Annotated in this window: 20 protein-coding genes and 1 CRISPR repeat array; of the genes, 12 read left to right on the top strand and 8 right to left on the bottom strand. The window is 41.8% G+C overall.

From position 1 onward, the window contains the following. Positions 1 to 4 precede the first annotated feature (4 nt). From csm4 to ACM0OX_RS18160, 6 genes are all read right to left on the bottom strand, one after another. Positions 5 to 1,054 (bottom strand): type III-A CRISPR-associated RAMP protein Csm4, encoded by a 1,050-nt coding sequence (gene csm4, locus ACM0OX_RS18185; RefSeq protein WP_414516470.1) that lies wholly within the window; start codon positions 1,052 to 1,054, stop codon positions 5 to 7. Continuing rightward, entirely contained in the window at positions 1,051 to 2,019 is a 969-nt protein-coding gene (gene csm3, locus ACM0OX_RS18180) for a type III-A CRISPR-associated RAMP protein Csm3 (RefSeq protein ID WP_414516469.1), read from the bottom strand. Before csm3 ends, csm4 begins: the two co-directional genes overlap by 4 nt. 2 nt (positions 2,020 to 2,021) lie before the next feature. Next, entirely contained in the window at positions 2,022 to 2,498 is a 477-nt protein-coding gene (gene csm2, locus ACM0OX_RS18175; RefSeq protein WP_414516468.1) for a type III-A CRISPR-associated protein Csm2, read from the bottom strand. Positions 2,499 to 2,502: 4 nt separating this feature from the next. Then, entirely contained in the window at positions 2,503 to 4,782 is a 2,280-nt protein-coding gene (gene cas10 / locus ACM0OX_RS18170; RefSeq protein WP_414516467.1) for a type III-A CRISPR-associated protein Cas10/Csm1, read from the bottom strand. 67 nt (positions 4,783 to 4,849) lie between these two features. After that, positions 4,850 to 5,776: a CRISPR-associated protein Csx3 gene (locus ACM0OX_RS18165; protein WP_414516466.1), complete on the bottom strand. Its 927-nt coding sequence runs from the start codon at positions 5,774 to 5,776 to the stop codon at positions 4,850 to 4,852. Between the two features lie 44 nt (positions 5,777 to 5,820). After that, complete coding sequence (locus ACM0OX_RS18160) at positions 5,821 to 6,126, bottom strand: CRISPR-associated protein Csx3 (RefSeq protein WP_414516465.1); 306 nt, start codon at positions 6,124 to 6,126, stop codon at positions 5,821 to 5,823. Between the two features lie 102 nt (positions 6,127 to 6,228). Between ACM0OX_RS18160 and ACM0OX_RS18155 the strand changes: the two genes are divergently transcribed. Both ACM0OX_RS18155 and ACM0OX_RS18150 read left to right on the top strand, forming a co-directional pair. Then, complete coding sequence (locus ACM0OX_RS18155) at positions 6,229 to 7,623, top strand: TIGR03985 family CRISPR-associated protein (protein WP_414516490.1); 1,395 nt, start codon at positions 6,229 to 6,231, stop codon at positions 7,621 to 7,623. A gap of 7 nt (positions 7,624 to 7,630) precedes the next feature. After that, positions 7,631 to 8,209: an HD domain-containing protein gene (locus tag ACM0OX_RS18150; RefSeq protein WP_414516464.1), complete on the top strand. Its 579-nt coding sequence runs from the start codon at positions 7,631 to 7,633 to the stop codon at positions 8,207 to 8,209. Positions 8,210 to 8,291: 82 nt separating this feature from the next. Further along, positions 8,292 to 10,712: a CRISPR direct-repeat array (repeat unit 37 nt; unit sequence GTTTCAGTCCCCGTGAGGGGATTTGGTTAATGGAAAC). 264 nt (positions 10,713 to 10,976) lie between these two features. Here the strand turns inward: ACM0OX_RS18150 and ACM0OX_RS18145 are convergent. Together ACM0OX_RS18145 and ACM0OX_RS18140 are read right to left on the bottom strand one after the other, a co-directional pair. Next, the gene (locus tag ACM0OX_RS18145) at positions 10,977 to 11,963 is read right to left on the bottom strand and encodes a hypothetical protein (RefSeq protein WP_414516463.1); all 987 of its coding nucleotides are present in this window, start codon (positions 11,961 to 11,963) and stop codon (positions 10,977 to 10,979) included. Positions 11,964 to 12,072: 109 nt separating this feature from the next. Next, complete coding sequence (locus ACM0OX_RS18140) at positions 12,073 to 12,318, bottom strand: helix-turn-helix domain-containing protein (RefSeq protein WP_179076365.1); 246 nt, start codon at positions 12,316 to 12,318, stop codon at positions 12,073 to 12,075. Between the two features lie 184 nt (positions 12,319 to 12,502). Here ACM0OX_RS18140 and ACM0OX_RS18135 point away from each other — a divergent pair, with 184 nt between their 5' ends. From ACM0OX_RS18135 to ACM0OX_RS18090, 10 genes are all read left to right on the top strand, one after another. Further along, positions 12,503 to 13,360: a hypothetical protein gene (locus ACM0OX_RS18135; protein ID WP_414516462.1), complete on the top strand. Its 858-nt coding sequence runs from the start codon at positions 12,503 to 12,505 to the stop codon at positions 13,358 to 13,360. 114 nt (positions 13,361 to 13,474) lie between these two features. Beyond that, the gene (locus ACM0OX_RS18130; protein ID WP_414516461.1) at positions 13,475 to 13,801 is read left to right on the top strand and encodes a hypothetical protein; all 327 of its coding nucleotides are present in this window, start codon (positions 13,475 to 13,477) and stop codon (positions 13,799 to 13,801) included. After that, positions 13,794 to 13,994 carry a hypothetical protein gene (locus ACM0OX_RS18125; RefSeq protein WP_414516460.1) on the top strand — a complete coding sequence of 67 codons (201 nt, stop codon included), beginning with the start codon at positions 13,794 to 13,796 and terminating at the stop codon, positions 13,992 to 13,994. The genes ACM0OX_RS18130 and ACM0OX_RS18125 overlap by 8 nt, the downstream gene beginning before the upstream one ends. Positions 13,995 to 14,019: 25 nt before the next feature. Continuing rightward, complete coding sequence (locus ACM0OX_RS18120) at positions 14,020 to 14,478, top strand: DUF1392 domain-containing protein (protein WP_414516459.1); 459 nt, start codon at positions 14,020 to 14,022, stop codon at positions 14,476 to 14,478. A gap of 43 nt (positions 14,479 to 14,521) precedes the next feature. Then, complete coding sequence (locus ACM0OX_RS18115) at positions 14,522 to 15,415, top strand: hypothetical protein (protein ID WP_414516458.1); 894 nt, start codon at positions 14,522 to 14,524, stop codon at positions 15,413 to 15,415. A 55-nt stretch (positions 15,416 to 15,470) separates the two neighbouring features. Next, positions 15,471 to 15,611, top strand: coding sequence for a hypothetical protein (locus tag ACM0OX_RS18110; protein ID WP_414516457.1), 141 nt, complete (start codon positions 15,471 to 15,473; stop codon positions 15,609 to 15,611). 11 nt (positions 15,612 to 15,622) lie between these two features. Beyond that, positions 15,623 to 16,072: a hypothetical protein gene (locus ACM0OX_RS18105; RefSeq protein ID WP_414516456.1), complete on the top strand. Its 450-nt coding sequence runs from the start codon at positions 15,623 to 15,625 to the stop codon at positions 16,070 to 16,072. Between the two features lie 8 nt (positions 16,073 to 16,080). Further along, a complete protein-coding gene (locus tag ACM0OX_RS18100; protein WP_322709592.1) occupies positions 16,081 to 16,284 on the top strand; it encodes a hypothetical protein in 204 nt (67 codons plus the stop codon). Further along, positions 16,281 to 16,970 (top strand): hypothetical protein, encoded by a 690-nt coding sequence (locus ACM0OX_RS18095; RefSeq protein ID WP_414516455.1) that lies wholly within the window; start codon positions 16,281 to 16,283, stop codon positions 16,968 to 16,970. Before ACM0OX_RS18100 ends, ACM0OX_RS18095 begins: the two co-directional genes overlap by 4 nt. Then, complete coding sequence (locus ACM0OX_RS18090; protein WP_414516454.1) at positions 16,958 to 17,557, top strand: alpha-ketoglutarate-dependent dioxygenase AlkB family protein; 600 nt, start codon at positions 16,958 to 16,960, stop codon at positions 17,555 to 17,557. Before ACM0OX_RS18095 ends, ACM0OX_RS18090 begins: the two co-directional genes overlap by 13 nt. The last annotated feature ends 79 nt before the right edge of the window (positions 17,558 to 17,636 follow it).

Raw genomic sequence — 17,636 nt, 5'->3', positions numbered from 1 at the left:
TTTATTATTCCTGTACTTTAACCGGTATACTTAAGCCAATACCATTTCGGTAAATACTATGTTTCTTGAATTCCTGGGGTTTGACATCTACCAGCTTTCCTTGTGGTGGTGCAGAAAAAACAGAACCTTCACTAAACATTCGTACCATTTGACGACGTAACTGACTTTCTCCTATCCAGCCACCCCGTTCTTGAATTTCATAACTGGCTTTATCTAAAAAATCAGTTGTTATGGATAAATCCCAATATAAACTCATGAGGCTGTGGTAAGTTCCCCTAGAAAACTTAACTAAACTTTGCCAAGTTTCTGGTAATTCTGACCATTTAACTTCAAATCGTCCTGCTCCACTAGAACGTTCTCCGCCAATTCCTTCTTCTCCTAAAAGATGTAAAGCAGCTTCGAGTTTATCGGCTAATTTCTCACCTTCTAGAGAGAGTTCTAGGAGAAAATATAAACCTGCGGGGTTTTTCTCCCAATCAAATTGAACAAAGCCTATATGATAAATGTTTGTAGCCCTGATATTTCTATCTATAGCTATTTTTGGTAATTGTTCAATTTTGCAAGCTTTGCTATAGTCAAATACTCCTGCTGTTGCTAGTCTGCCCTTGGTTTTTCCAGGAATGTAATTTTCTAATTCCTCAGCATCATCTGTTGTAAATCCTATTCCTTGATACCATCTTTGCCATGTTTCCAAAGGTAAATAGTTGAGTTTTTTGTAAACTTTGAAAAATGCTAAATCATTCTCCGGGTAGTTGATAGGAAATTTCAGAGGGCGGGGAAGATAGTAAATTGTATCTTCATCAATCTCTCGATAGATAAACGTAGAACTGATACGAAAGGGGGCTATACCTTGAGGTTGTTTGTCAGTGGGAAATAGCTGTAATAATTCCTCTACTGCCTTTTTGCCAAACAAGCGCGCATAGCTACTTACCCAGGCGCTAAATAAAGTATCTGAACGGACGCGATCGCTTGTTTCTTCTAAACCAATTCCCACTTCCCCAAAGTGAGCCAGATTGCGTCCAAAGTTCAGTTTTACTAATTTCCAGACGCTCATGATTCATTTCCTGGTAATAATCGCTGTTCGATATACTCGCGTAAACTTCTGAAATTATCTAACAGTGCTTGGGTGTTGGGAATGGTGTCTAAGGTTTGTAAAGCTGATGTTCCTTGGGATGCATTGGCAATTTGGCGATACTGTTCTAAGCTGCGATAGTTAAACCGAAAGACTTTTCCATAGCCTCTTGAACCATGACCGCCCAGCGCATCATCTTCCAGAAAAGCCAGTGCGATCGCTATATTTTGCAAGTCTTCAACCGCTTGCTCTTGATTTTCGACAGTATAAACTAACTCAAAATCGAATTTTGCCCCTGCTGGTACGCGTTCTAACTGTCTGGGATTCGCTGCTGCTGTTACTCTGTCAATACCGTTTTCAAATTTCCACTCGGTCATATATAAACCAGTGTCAACTTTTTTCAATTTGTCTGCTGACTCTGTTGATAAGTGACAATCACGGATAATCAGGCGACTTGGTGCATTACGTCCGCGATTAATTTTGACACAGTTTTGACTTGCGATTATACGCGTAGGATTTTTATCTGAAAATAATCTTTCGTTTGTAGCAGTCTCAATCGGCATCCAAAAGCCAGAACCTCCAGTTGAGCCAAACAATCGACTAATTTGACAGGTTTTAGCGCCTTCATAAGTAATAAATTGTCCTGCTTCAACTTCGGTAAACCCATTTTCTAAATCATCACTTTCATAGCGCCATGTGCCACTTCCTCCTGTACGATTTAAAGGTTTCTTTAATAATCTTTCTAAAGTGGCTCTTAGTTTACCTTTGATAGATGAACCAGGGAGATAAGGATACTTTGTTAAAGGGTCACGAATTACAGGTTTATCTAGTCCACCAATATCTAAATTTTCGCCACCACCACCAATATGCAATCCAGTTTTTGCAGTGAGTTGACAAGTGAGAGTTAGTTTACCAAGTAGAGGTGTTTGTTCGTATGATACTTGCATAATTATTTTCCACCTTCAGCTTTGTGATAAGCAATAATTGATTCTATAAGTTGCACTAACCGTTCAAAATCCTCTATGCTATTAACTCGATCAATAGCAGCCGACATCACATCACCTAATGGTTTTGCCGCTTTTTGTCTAGCTGCGGCGTATGCAAGTTTGGGCTTTAATAGCACGACCTCTGTTTCTATTGCTGAAAATTCACCTTTTTCAGTTAAGTCGGCTTTTAAGCGATTTATAGCATCTAAAAATTTGCGAACTTGGTTAGTTTCTAATCTTTGTTGTTTAAGATAAGGGCCAAATACTGCGGCATCGTTAACTAAATCACGAATAGGATATGATTGTAAACCTTTGAATCCTTTTATTTTAGTAATAATTTCCTGCACAATATTGTTGTTTGGAATTACGTTGGCTGGCGAATTTAATGATTTAGTATTTACTAGTAAGGGATTTGGTTTCGGTTTAATTGTTTCTGGCATATAATTATCCTCTATTTAATAATTGAATCCAAGTCGCTATGGTACGAAAATAAGGTGCATTATACGGATTTTTTAGAGAAGTACGAAAATCGTTATCTTTTAATACCTCTTTGGGTAATCTCGCTATCGTATAAGCTATCTTCGGCAAGTGCAAATAATACCGAGTCGCTAAAGCATCCTGTGATTTTTTATCTTCTTTAAACTTTTCCAATGCCTGTTCTTGGATTTGTGCAGTGATGAGCAGGTTACGTACAAAATTACGAGAATAATTTACCCCAATATCTTGCTGTTTCAATCTCTCAACAAAGGGGAAAATACCAAATAAATTTGGTTTGGCTTCGGAATCCAGATATTTTTGGGCATCAACGTCAATACTATTAAAATTTTCTATTCCTAGCCATTCATCCCATTTGAAAACTTGACCAAATAGCCCTAAGCTGTCCCTACCATTTCCTTTGGCAGCATCTTCAGCTTTTCCTGAAGATTTTGCAGCTTGATATAATGGAAATTTAATATCATCAATACTAATACCACCTGAAAGAGTAATGTTTTCATTATTACCTGTATAAAGACGAAATGACTGATAAATATCAAAAGCAAATTCTACGACTTCATTCCATGAACCACTGATAAATAAATCATCACCACCTGCATAAATAAATAGTAAATTTAATCGCTGGTCATCTGGGGTAAGTTGTTTCATTTTATCAGAAACGTTTTTCTTTCTATCTGCGGCTAAACTGTTAAGGTACACTTTAAAGAAATAACTCATTTGGCGAGATAACCCAGCTAATCTGGTTAAACTTTGTTTTTCACCTAAACCTTTTGCAAATATTTGCCCTAATCGGTCTACATCCATTCGTAGATAACCAACTCTCTGTGTACCTTTAGCTTTTCTTGCCATTTCACCAGCACGTATGAAGCCTATTGGTTCTTCTAGATTCTCAGAGTTTTCCTCACTTTTCTTTCCATAATTACCTAATAATATAGGAAAAACATTTTGAAATTGCTTAAATTGATAATGCTCTAACTTCCAATCATTAACTAACAAAACTTGATCAGAATCAGTGTCTATTTGTTTCCAATTTTTGAATAAATGATAATGAATATCCCCTGTAGGAAGTTTAAACGAGAGTGTATGTAATGCATTATTAATATTTTTATCTGTTGAGCGTACAATTGCTTTGACCCCAAACAATTGACTCCCTAAATCAAACATACTCCGACAAATTCCACAAGCTAAAACTGAATCTGGCTCATGTTTATTAAGAGGTTGTAAGGTTTCTACATCGTCACGATGACAGACACGACAAGGTTCATAACTATGACGTGGTGCAATAAATTTACTAATTTGGTGTTCAGCAAATTTCTGAGATTTATATATAGCTAAATTTTTGGTTACATTTGACCAGTTTTTAGCAAATTTATCTTGGAGTTCCGTAATGGGAAATTTTAAACAATCCAAAGCCAGAAATAATTTCCCTTGAAATTCTGTTAAGAGCCATTGATTAAACTGCTGACGTACTTTTTTGACAATATTTCGATTTTCTTCAGTTACAGATGCCAAAACATATAAGTTTCCACCACCTGCATAAATTATATTTGTTCTTGGTAACTGAAGTTGCTCTAATAATTGGTTTACAACTTCTTCCGTAACTAATTCAAGATAAAAACTTCTCGCCCTTAATGACTTAAGCGCTCCTTCTGAAGAAATGCTATATATGAATTTTTGAATTCCTGATAAATCACCAGCAATTAAACTAATTTCTTCAGTAGGATTATTCAATAAAGCTACTGCAACGGCTGCTGTAGTCCTTGCTATGTCTACCAAAGCTACATTCGATTCTCCAAAGCTAAGACACGAAGAGAATTTTTCTAATATCAGTAGTAATAAAGAAAGATTTTCTCCGTTATCCTTGAGATATTTTGAAAGTTCGTTATTAATCTCTTTTTTAAAAGCCTTTTGCTGTTCTAGGGTAGGTTCGGAGTTTAAAGGATAAGGAATATCAGGATATTCTTTATTATCATTATCGATCTCTACCAATGGGTGGTAGTGCAGTTCTGTTCGTTTTTCCTCTGCTTCATCTGATAAATTTACCTTGTCAAATAACAAATGTAGTATTCCCACTTCTGTATCTTGTGTCCAGCCTAATATTTTTTTTGCTTTAGTAACTTCTGGATACTCATTATCTAAAAGAGGATAAGCAAAATCAGCCCATTTAGCTAAGACCGCAATCGCCTGTTGAATAACCTGTAATGCAACCTTTTCAGAACTTGTCACCATAAAAACTTTTGATTACCGAAACTGCAAAATCTATCTGAACTGGGATAGTAAGCGATCGCTTCTTCTTTTAACCCTTTCCACACAACCCCACCAACAAACGTGCTAAAGCCTGCACCATTGGACGAGATGAAACATCCTCTCCTCGTACAAGGTAATGAACGCTACCAGTTAATAAAGGAGATTGGCTAACAATTTCATCTTCTTTACCCTCACAATCACTATGAAGATTGGCAATGATCTGTATATTCAAATCCCGACAAAACTCTTCCCATAGCGGAACTTCTGACTTACCTCGATCGCCTGCTAAAATCACTGCATGAGTTGCTTCTCGTACAATCACCCGATTTTCATCAGTAATTCTTCCCCCAGCATCAATGATATTCAGAGGTGTATTGGCACTCCGTACCCAACCAGCCGCCTTTTGTGCAAACTCTGGGGTGAACTTGGCTTTATACTCATCTTTGAGTCTTCTGGCTAAATCTGGATCTCGTCGTGCAGCATCAGAAAACCAAGCACCTTCCCCATCTGGACAAGCAGTAATTACATAAGGATAGGGTGCGCCTTCGATCAGAGAAATTGCTTGCTTTAAACCTTCGCGCAAACAAGACTTACCAGACTGTGGAGGGCCACAAAGGACAACTTTAATAACTGATTTGGTCTTGTGCGGTTCGTCCGTTTCAATTAGCTCACCGATTTTGTATGCCGGAGTTTGGGAAACTGCCGTAATGAAAGTTTTATATCCTGGTCTACCAATCTTGGGGTCAAAAACAGCGATCGCACCATAAAGCTGAGATATCTTATGTGCGATTACATAACTAACGGCTACAGATGCTGGCCCATCAATCTTCAGTAATTTTCCTCCAGACAGTTCACCTGATGCCACCATCTCATCTAAACGCGCTGCCGCATCTCTCACTAATTGGTCGCCATTGGCATCTTTACCAAACCCAACTTTCAAAACGTCGCCTTCTAGCCTGATGTGATACGCTGTCATAAAATTTTTTACTAGCTACACCCATCTCCTCCATCAGTCAAATATCAATCTATTAAGTCTCCTAGTTTATACGATGGATTGTGTGTGATAGAAATAACATATTTACCTAACTTGGGATCGTAAAAAGCAACAGCACCATATATATGAGCAAGCTTATGTGCTAGAACAAACGCTACAGGAATAGAAATAGGCCCATTAATCTTTAGAAGTGGCCCTCCCGCGAGTTCTCGTGATGTTGTCATTTCCTCCAATCGGGCTGCGGCATCGCGCACAATCTGGTCATTTTGAGCTGGTTCACCAAAATTTATCCGTAAAATTCCGTCTTTTAGGTCGATTTTGTAAGAACTCATTACCTTTAGATTTATGTGATGCGTACATCATACACGCACTTGGAAGAAGTGTCTTCCAAGATGTTGTATCTTGGTATTATTATTTTTATCGAGACTCGGCTGGTGTCTGAACTAGTTTTTCAAGATATTCCTGACATAGAACTATTGCAGTGTTTAGGACACGGTTATCTCAAGCAAAATCTAATACGAGCAATTCGCTTGTGGGTGTGGTTGCGTTCGTTATACGGCTCCGAAGGAGCATCGCTGTATGGAGATAATCAAGACCGTGTGGTTTTAGACGATTCTTTTTCTTACGCAGACTGGCGAAACGCATTCTTTAGTCCTACACATCCCAAAGGAGAAAAAATTCCTGCCATACATGATTCTCATTGTCCTTGTGCTAAAACCACAGCCCAATGGTTATTCAGCGAAAAAACAGGAATAGTTGCTAGCCAATGGCGAAAATTAATCCTTGCTCACACAGGCATGGGTGAATCTGAACTGGATACTTTATTGCAACGGCGCTTATTTGGCGTAACTCGTCGTTCACTACAGGGTGATTTGGAAATTCTGGCTAAACTCGGCTGGCTTGTATACAAATATCAAAAATACTACCGAGTGTCTGAGTTCCCACCACGCCCTGTAACTACAAAAGATCAGGCAAGCGCTGCTAAAGTCGGTGCTTATGAATTGAGTTTCATGCATGAAGATTTGGTAGGGTTTGCAGAGAATCACTCCCAAAAAATCAATGGAGTACAACGTTTCTTCTTAAAACTCGATTATGTGATTCCTCGTAGCACCTTAGATGCAGTTGATGATTGGCAGTACGAGTTAAGACAACTTTGGGCTAAAACTCCAGTTCCACCCATCAAACTCACTTATGGTAGTGCCAGAATTGCTAATAACGTTGATTGTATCGTTTACCCAGTATGCATCTACTACGTACAGAGGGCAGTTTATCTCTGTGCTTATGGTGAAAGCCCTCAAAAAGATACTGACTGGTACAATTTCAGACTTGACCGCATTCGGAGTTTGGTTGCTCTAGAGTGGACAGACCCGAAACTGCCCTCAAACTTACAACAGCAATATCAAGAGAAGTCTTTACCAAACCCAGATGATATTGCTTTGCAAATGTCTAAAGCATGGGGATTTGATTTCTACTTGCCTTCCCAACTGATGTTACTCCGATTTGACCGCCAGTTCTGCGATCGCTACGTTAAAGGTACTGAACGCCACGATACTTTTGAAGAAATTACTTATCAGCAAGTACAACATTTGATTCAACGTGAAATTAAACAACCTCAACAGCAAGATTTATTAAAAGTCCTTGCCAAACGCTCAAAAACAGATGCTTACTATCAAGCACGTATCCGATATCAAGATAACGAACACAGAGATAACAATCTAGTCATGCGTTTACGAGCATGGCAGCCAAAAGTTGAAGTTTTAACACCTTGGGATTTACGGCAAAGCTTTGCTGCTGATGCCGCTACTCAATTTATGCTTTATCACAATTGACGCAACTATGAATTCATTAAAACTGACTGAACGATTTGAATCAGCTTTAGTCTACGCAACTCGTCTTCATGCTAATCAAACACGCAAAATTAGCGGCGTTCCTTACATTTCACATTTGTTAAGTGTAACGGCTTTAGTTTTAGAAGCTGGAGGTACCCAAGAAGAAGCGATCGCTGCTCTTTTGCATGATGTAGTCGAAGACCAAGGCGGTAAACCCATTCGTGAAGACATCCGTCAACTCTTTGGTGAAACAGTTTTGGCTATTATCGATGGCTGTACTGAGTGGGACACACCTCCTAAACCTCCCTGGCAAGAACGTAAGCAGCAATATTTAGAAAAACTGCGCTATGCTTTACCTTCTGTACGCTTGGTTTCTTTGGCTGACAAACTGCATAATTCCAGATCGCTTTTAGCTGATTGCCAACAATATGGAGATGTCATCTGGACTAATTTTAGTGCCGGTCGAGAAAAAACTTTGTGGTTCTACCAATCATTAGTTCAGGTTTACCAACAGACCGGATCTGATTGGATGACACAGGAAATCGAAAGAGTTGTTAATCAATTGTGCCAGGAAACCCCTGCTTAATCTTTAGATTTTTAATCCCCCTTGCGGGGTAATTGGTTCTGGAAACGAGTTCAGCAGTCATGTCTTGAACCTTTTCTGGCCTGTTTCAGTCCCCGTGAGGGGATTTGGTTAATGGAAACCTTTCCACTTAATTTAGCAAGTAAGTCAATCCACTCTCGTTTCAGTCCCCGTGAGGGGATTTGGTTAATGGAAACGTCCCAATAACCGCCGAACCACCCTACAAGAATCGCGTTTCAGTCCCCGTGAGGGGATTTGGTTAATGGAAACCTTTCCAATCGGCGCAATGTAAAGCTGATGTTGAATGTTTCAGTCCCCGTGAGGGGATTTGGTTAATGGAAACATCAAACTCACCATCTTCTATCCGCTGAAGCGTTGATTCCAAGTTTCAGTCCCCGTGAGGGGATTTGGTTAATGGAAACTTTTTTAGCTAACTCACATTGAGCCTTCCAAACCTCAAGAGGTTTCAGTCCCCGTGAGGGGATTTGGTTAATGGAAACTCCTTTTTACCATTATATTCGCTTTGATGAACTGCAAGTTTCAGTCCCCGTGAGGGGATTTGGTTAATGGAAACATAGTTACTTTCATGTTTTGAGCCTTCATCATTTAGAGTTTCAGTCCCCGTGAGGGGATTTGGTTAATGGAAACCTTGCTAATCTTCAGGCGATTGTGTTGTTTCTTCGTATTGTTTCAGTCCCCGTGAGGGGATTTGGTTAATGGAAACTTTATACCCAAACAATAACGATGGGCAAAACCTATTTAGTTTCAGTCCCCGTGAGGGGATTTGGTTAATGGAAACATCTAGCTATAAAACAACAGACGCCCACGTTGAATGTTTCAGTCCCCGTGAGGGGATTTGGTTAATGGAAACATTATTTAATGCAGGTGTAATTGAAAATCCCGGTAGATGTTTCAGTCCCCGTGAGGGGATTTGGTTAATGGAAACCTTGCTAATACAGGGAGAACTCCGAGAATACTCGGAGGGTTTCAGTCCCCGTGAGGGGATTTGGTTAATGGAAACTGAGCAGACATTACGATCCTCCTTTGTTTAAATGTTTCAGTCCCCGTGAGGGGATTTGGTTAATGGAAACTTAATAAATATTGCTCCCAAAGCAGTGCATTTAAGTCGTTTCAGTCCCCGTGAGGGGATTTGGTTAATGGAAACCGATAGACGGTAACGATATTTATAACGACGTTATTAGTTTCAGTCCCCGTGAGGGGATTTGGTTAATGGAAACATTATATGAATGTTCATCTGTTAGCGTGACGATACCGTTTCAGTCCCCGTGAGGGGATTTGGTTAATGGAAACCATTTTCAATAAATTCTGCAATTGCTTTTGATACGAGTTTCAGTCCCCGTGAGGGGATTTGGTTAATGGAAACCAAGTACCCCAGTAGTTTTAACTGCGGCACAAGTGTTTCAGTCCCCGTGAGGGGATTTGGTTAATGGAAACCTCCTGGAGCTTTGCCCCCAGGAGGCTAGCGGCCTCGTTGTTTCAGTCCCCGTGAGGGGATTTGGTTAATGGAAACTAATCCAAATAATCTTGGATATCTTGAGCTATTTCCAGTTTCAGTCCCCGTGAGGGGATTTGGTTAATGGAAACCTACAGTTAGAAATTTCAGATATTACAGAGTCACACATGTTTCAGTCCCCGTGAGGGGATTTGGTTAATGGAAACCTTTCAATCTTCCACAAAAATAAATCTTTATGATTAATCGTGTTTCAGTCCCCGTGAGGGGATTTGGTTAATGGAAACCATCAAATCTAATAGGAACCTTCATTGCTTTTGTTTCTTCTGAGGTTTCAGTCCCCGTGAGGGGATTTGGTTAATGGAAACTATATTCCTGGCACTATTCCTTATGGATATGGGTAGTTTCAGTCCCCGTGAGGGGATTTGGTTAATGGAAACACTACCCTGTCCTCCCAAATTAGAAAGAATTGTAGGAAGTTTCAGTCCCCGTGAGGGGATTTGGTTAATGGAAACTTTGGATTGTTTGCTCCTGGAGCAATTACTGCTGCAACGTTTCAGTCCCCGTGAGGGGATTTGGTTAATGGAAACCGATAGTCAATTTCGCCCTCAGAGATTGGCTGATGAATGTTTCAGTCCCCGTGAGGGGATTTGGTTAATGGAAACCCCCAAAAATGGGCGTGCTGGTAAATTGCGCTTAGGATAGCCGGTTTCAGTCCCCGTGAGGGGATTTGGTTAATGGAAACATATAGAAAGCGTGACTAAAGACGTACAGCAAGAAGTTTCAGTCCCCGTGAGGGGATTTGGTTAATGGAAACATAGTGCTTGACGGCAACGGGGATTATAGCATAGTGTTTCAGTCCCCGTGAGGGGATTTGGTTAATGGAAACCTATTGACAGCCAAACTATCCGGGTATTATAGTAGAGTTTCAGTCCCCGTGAGGGGATTTGGTTAATGGAAACCTTTGATCCAGTAGAGCGCATCCGATTCATGTTCAAGTTTCAGTCCCCGTGAGGGGATTTGGTTAATGGAAACCGCTCGGTGCTGAAACTGTTACAGAGCAGGCTTCCTGGGAAGCATTTTGGCAGACCTCAAAAATAGGTCGATTTCAGCCGCTCTTATTGCGACTAATTCTCAACTTCCCTTAAAACTGAAACTGTGAAACTATTTACTTGTCAAGGTTCTGACGATTTTGGCAGATCCCCAGGTTTTTTGACCCCGCTTCGACTTGCCAAATATCAAACTGATTCCATAATCATAAGATGTGTATCCATCTATTGTCTATGAGTTTGTGGAGTATTAATCTATAAGCCCGTATTCTCGCTCAATCAAACTCAACAATTTCTCTTCCAAAGCCGTCAAATAAGTACGATTCAGCTTACCCAACGACTGCAACAGACTTTTAACTGTCTCCTCCAGCCCACTCGAATACACCCGACTGATGCGATCGCAAATCACCCGCATCTGCTCACACTCGGCAGGCAGGTAATTGTAAGATTTAAGGTACTGCAAACCAACCGTGTACTCGCTATCCCAGAGTTTTACAGTGCAGCTGAATTCGCCCACATGGTTAACGATACCCCAACAGCCACCTTTGCCTCTCAGTTCGGGATTGTCTTTGGTAATGATTTGGCATACTTCGCCCAGTTGGTAGGTATTGGGTACTTTTGTACGTTCTATGATGCGCTGCACCACATCTTTGACAATTCTGGCTGGCGGCACTTTTCCCCCTGCCTGCTCCACCGCTTGCCGCCATACTTCCTGCTGTTGCGATGGTTCTAGCTTAGTCAGTGGTCGAACTTGGCGTTCGGTTGTAGGCAAAATTTGGGAACCATTGGTTCCCATTTCATCCGATATCTCGTTTTGGGAACCAATGGTTCCCATTTCATCCTGTATCTCATTTTGGGAACCATTGGTTCCCATTATTATGTTGTCAACTACATTTGAAGCAGCTATTAAATAATTTACATGGCGGTGAGTATACGCAAACCGAGAACGGCAATATTCCTCAAACGTCTTGTGGGTCGAGCGGTACAATCTGCGATCGCGCAATTCTGCCAGTGCCTTACCCGCCTCAAAAAACGCTCTTTCCACACGGCGCTCTAGGTGAAGGCGATCGCGCTCCTCCGTTTCGGACAACTCCTCTACTTCAGCAGCAGTAACTGTAATTGTTGCTGAAGCTGGATTTTCTGGATCAAAGATGTCTCCGGCAGAACTAGTGCTTGCTTTTAAATTATTGGATGCAGCAGAGGTAGCTTTTTTGCGCTTAGAGGTTGGTTTATTCATGTTTCCACCTCTTTTAGTTCAATGGCATTTGCTCAAAGTGTGATAGTTAGTTGCGATAATCTCTCCCAAAGTACTCACCAAAAAAACCTGTGGATTAGCAGTAGCATGATTAAATATCACAATCTTCCTCCAGGTTTACACCAAAGGAAACTCCCAAAACTTCTTCGATTTTGCGAAGGTTTTCAATTGAAAGCGCCCCTTTAAGAGTTTCCTTTTCGATGTCGTACCAGTAAGTGCGCGACAAACCAACTTCATCACATATTTGCTCTAGAGACTTACTCGAATCTAATCGAGCTTGCTTAATCCGCTCTCCTAGCCCCTCAATTTCAACTTCTTTGACTTGTCTTATTCGCATTTTTGCACTAATCACACTTACCACCTCCTTAGAGTAAAGCGTTAACTATTAGTTTTACTATACACTACTAACTACTAGTTGACACACTGTAAACTAGTAGTGTACTATAAAGATGTAGAGAAAGCGCCCCCGACTACCAATCTAGAGCGCTTCTCTAATCCTAATTTCAAGGAGTTTAACAATCATGACATATCCGACATACAGCCATCAACAGCTACAACTGAAATCTATTGCTCGGCTCAAGCAAATCTACAGCGAGATTGCCTGCACAGTCGAAGTAAGCGACAAACGCTGTAAGGATGCCTGGATTACTGCGATCGCTGAATATCAAACCAGCAAGATTCAGAAAGTCACCCCTGCTGCCCCCGACGAACAAGCCACAGCCCAAGCCGAACTCGACAGCTACATTGCAACCCAAGCCCAAGCCGTAGCCCCAGAACCCCTCACAATAGTCGAAATCTCGTTTTCTGATCACGAATATTACGCTGATGACAAACTGGTAGCCAGCATCAGCCATGATGACAACCACTTAACGCAACCCTGGGTAGTAATGGTCAACGATAAAGAAGTATTTCGTGCCAATACTCTAATGCGTTGCGATCGCTTCATCTGCACTCACCACAAAGATGGCTCATTACCTGTGCAGGAACAACTTGCAACACCCCCTACGACCGAAAACCAAATCATGGCGCATATCTTCAACCAGTGCCAGAATTACGGGTTTGAAATTCTCGATGATGGCATTTACAACGACAACGGCGTGAAACTGGGGCAAGTCGGATGCACTGACGGTGACTGGTGGGTGATTCAGGGTTATTCAGGCCAGCAGCAGTATTCTAACTCGGTCTATGATGCAGTGCGATCGCTGTCGATGGCAGATACTTCATTTGCAACTGAACCCACTCCTGAATACTTGCAGCATCTCCCATTGCAACAGCTGACTACTGACGAATTACAGCAGTTGCTCTCTGCTGAAGTGGCTAACTGTGAGCAGTTAACCGCTCAAAACTGGCAACGGTTACGGGAGCCTGTAACAGCGTAATTCCAATTCGCAACTCGCAATTCGCAAGTCGCAATTAAACTGCGAATTGCGAACTGGAAATTACGAATTGATATTGCCCTTTCCCCCTCCCCTAATCATTCACTCATTACAAATATGCAACCCACAATATCCATTCCCCAACACTGGGCATACCCTCGCTTTACTTTGGAACAGCGTACAGAACAAGGCACGATTCTAGGACTTTATTACTATCCCTCCGGTACAGAATTAGCTGAACAATTTGATGATGGTTGGCGTTATGCTCTGATGCCTAACAAGAATTCTGACGAGATATCGTACTTGAAAGAAGATCAAATCCAACCGCTCACACCAGAAGAATTATTCCAGCAAATTACCGCAGAGATTGACTTTTATCAACAGCAGATAAGCATTCTCAACCGACAGTTAACCGTATTAACTCAAGGTGCAAACAATGGCTAAGTCTACAGATAACTTTGAGGCTAGAGCCAAGCACCTGCTGCGTTTACTTCAGCTTTGCGATGGCTGTGTTCCATTGCACCGTTTGCAATTCCAATTCTCCGATTCAGTCATTCAAACACTGCTGGATAGAGAAATGGTGCAAGTACAGAATACGGGACGCGGCTTTTTGTTGGAGATTGCCAAGGATTTTTAGGTTATTAATCCCAGGGAAGAAAATCATGATTGATAATATTAATGCACTTCAAACAAGCTGGTATCTCTCTCCACCTTGGTGTGGAACAATTCCATCCGTTGAGGTGAATTTACTGGAGAGAGTATATTTACGAACCACGAGAACATTCGGCTACTGTTGCGGTATGCAATGGAAGTATGAGTGCTGGATTTATTCAATTGATTGCCGCAATGAAATACTCCACGCCACACAAAACCAAATTATCGGGACTGGAGAATTAGAAGCCATCAGTGTACAAAAACCTGCTTTCGTTTTGGGCGAAAGAGTAATGCTCTGCTCTCACGATCAGGGAGCAAAACAACGGCTGATTTTAGGGATTGCGCTGGTGCATAAATCTTGGTTTTACCTTGTTGAATTGGTGTCGCCAACTTTAACTCAATCACGGACTATATCTAATCGTTTCTCACTGGTTGGTGAAAAAAGTTTGGTGCGCGTGAATATCTAATTCTCTCTAATCAACAACGAAAAATTCTCACCCAACTAAAGTTATGTCACAAATTGAAATCGCCGAAATCATCGAACAGATAAAACAAGAGATTCAAATCGACGCTAATGGTCAGGGCAAGGCCAGTGTTCGGGCAGCAGCTAGATTAGCAAATGTTAATGATGCTGGATTGCTCAGAAGCCTCAAAACTGCTGCTGATATTTCTCGCTCTAAACTGGCTGAAAGGCTTATCTACAAAGGCTTTGAAGGTGCTGAGATTAAATCATGGTCTGAGTCCGGTATTCCCGATGTCGCTGTAGCAACCATACTTCATTATTACGGCTATGAAGCTGGTAAGAGATGTACCGCACAAGCAAAATTAGCCTGTGAAGCTTTTGAAAGCATTGGTGTTCGTGCCTGGATTCAAGATTTATTGGGGTGGACAAAACCCACCACCCAACCACAAGAACAACCCACTACACCAGCCCTTCCCCCTGTTGAACAACGATTGCATACTCTTGTCCTGGCAATGAAGACTTTAGCTGAGTTAACTGGTGGCAGACTCAACCCATACATGGAACAGCAATTCAAAGACTATGCCGGGAATCTTCTGGCAGAACACAACAGAAAATTGCTCACTCCTTCAGAAGAACGATGGTTGGGGGTTGTGAACTTTGCAGAGAGCGAACTTGGAAAGAAAGTCCCCCTGAACGGCCCTCACTACCGGGGACATCTTGGGACATGGGTTCGCACGTTTTACCCACAGTTAGGCGATCGCCAAGAAACGCGACTGGTTAACGGTGTGCAACAGCCCATCTATGTCTACGCTTGTCACGAGCCGACTGTTGCGGCTGGGTTGACCAAAGCTATAGAAGAATTCTTCGCTCATCCGAGTCCTGGTGCAGCGCTAAGGCAGGCGGGAGCTTTCGCTAGTAAGAAAGCTGTAGTTACTGCTTAATGGTCATTGGTCATCGGTCATCGGTCATTGGTCATTGGGCATTGGTCATTAGGCATTGGGCATTAGATATTGGGCATTGGGCATTAGATATTGGGCATTGGGCATTGGGCATTGGGCATTAGATATTGGTCAAGCAGAGCGATCGCCGAATCATCAAGAATTAAAACTTTTACAACAAAGGCAAATTCTACCTTGAGGGGAAAGGATATGGAACTTGGAATTTTTCAAAAAGACGCACTCATTGAAAAACTAGCTAAGAAATTCTACGCGATCCAAGGCTATGTAGTCCGTGAAAGCTACCGGATGCAATCAGCTACGCATCCAGCAGAAAGAGCGTGTGTGGCTATGGCTATCATTGCAATCGAAGAAGTTGAATTTGAACTTGCTAACGATGACGATACAGAAATTATCAAATGGCAGCGAGGGCAATCTCTGAGTGAAGAATGTCAATACTACTTTTGCAAATATGAGAAATTTACTTTAACACTATTGACTTCGCCACATACAAATATGACTCGTGTAGAAGTTTATTTAGAGAATACAAAGCTTTACGTTTCTAAAAAAGCAATCAGCCCTCAAGAAGCAACAGAAGAACTACAGGATTTTATCAGCACACTTGCTACACAATTACAAACTTTGAACCGAATTGAGTTTTAGGAGTATCTATGAAAGTCGTAGTTCAAGTAGTAGAAAAAATTATTAGTGAAGCCCACATTCACATTCCTGATGGACTCACAGAAGATGCAATCAGACAGCACATTGTTGGACTTTATAACAATGGCGAAATGACTCCTGATTTAAACATATTTCAGGTTGATTTTGAATCCATCAGCGCAACGATTGTTCAACAACCGCAGGAGGCAGTATGACTGCCACACCATTACTAAAACCCCAGACAGCTATTCTTGAAACTGTCACCCGACATCCTCTGAACTTCTATGAGTCTCCCTCATGGTTCACAACTGAATTACTGCGCCATGTTCCGTTATCTGGTGTCATTGGTGAACCTTGTGTGGGGCATGGAGCGATCGCATCATTACTTCAGGCGTGGCTACACACCAAGCAGATGTGGACGAACGATATTGATCCACATAAATCGGCTGATTACCATCTGGATGCAACACTATCCGAGTCATGGGCTAAGTTTCCCGATTGCGACTGGATTTGTACTAATCCACCATATTCGGAGTTTGCTGCACCAATCATCAAAAATGCCTACCAGAAAGCGCGTATCGGTGTAGCTGCATTCCTTCTGACCAGTTTTCTCGAACCCTGTGATGATCGCGCTGATTTTTTGCAGCAGCACCCGCCGTCACTTGTATTGATTCTGCCGCGCTTCTGCTTTCGGAAAGACAAACGGGGCACTCGTTGGGCTACCGATAACGTTACCATCTCGTGCTTTGTCTGGGACAAACGCGCAACAGGGCAGCAAATTATTATCCGTCCCAAATCAGAAATTATTGGGTTTTACAAAAATCCAGAACAGGCTATTTCACAGGAACGGGCAGAAGAAATTGTTCGGGCGATTGCCAAAGGAGAATTATGCAACAACTAACTTTATTTCCCGAATCTGTTCCTACTTTACCAGTCAACTATTATCCAGAATTTTTGAACAAGGAAGAAGCCGACGAACTCTACCAACATTGCCAAGAACTGCAATGGCAACAAAACACAATCAGAATGCTGGGTAAAACGATGCCTGTTCCGCGCTTAGAGTGCATTTATGGCGATGAAGGCTGTGATTACCTTTACTCTAAAAGCGTACTACTCAAACCACTACCTTGGACTTCAGCGCTAGCTCAACTGCGAGATAGGATTACTGCTGCTACTGGCTACAGCTTCCGCATTGTCATTGGCAATCAGTACAGAAGCGGACAGCATTCTATCGGCTGGCACAACGACAGTGAAGCTTCGATGGGATTTAACCCAGCGATCGCCTCTGTCAGCCTGGGTTCAGTGAGGAAATTCCAGATAAAACCCATCGGCGGCAAACCAACGGATTTCTGGCTCGAACACGGCAGTTTACTTGTGATGCACCCAGGCTGTCAGTCTACACATCTTCACCAAGTTCCCAAGACCAACAAAGTGGTTAGCACACGTATTAATTTGACTTTTCGACCGCACGTAGGCAAAAGCAGATGAGAAGGATAAGAGGGAAAAGGCAAAGGAATTGTTCTCACTCCTTTACCCAACCCCAAAAACCTTTTCCCAGAGCAACGCT

It is taken from the genome of Nostoc sp. PCC 9305 (genome assembly GCF_963920915.1).
Classification (GTDB): domain Bacteria; phylum Cyanobacteriota; class Cyanobacteriia; order Cyanobacteriales; family Nostocaceae; genus Nostoc.
This window is presented reverse-complemented; position numbering and strand designations above follow the sequence as displayed.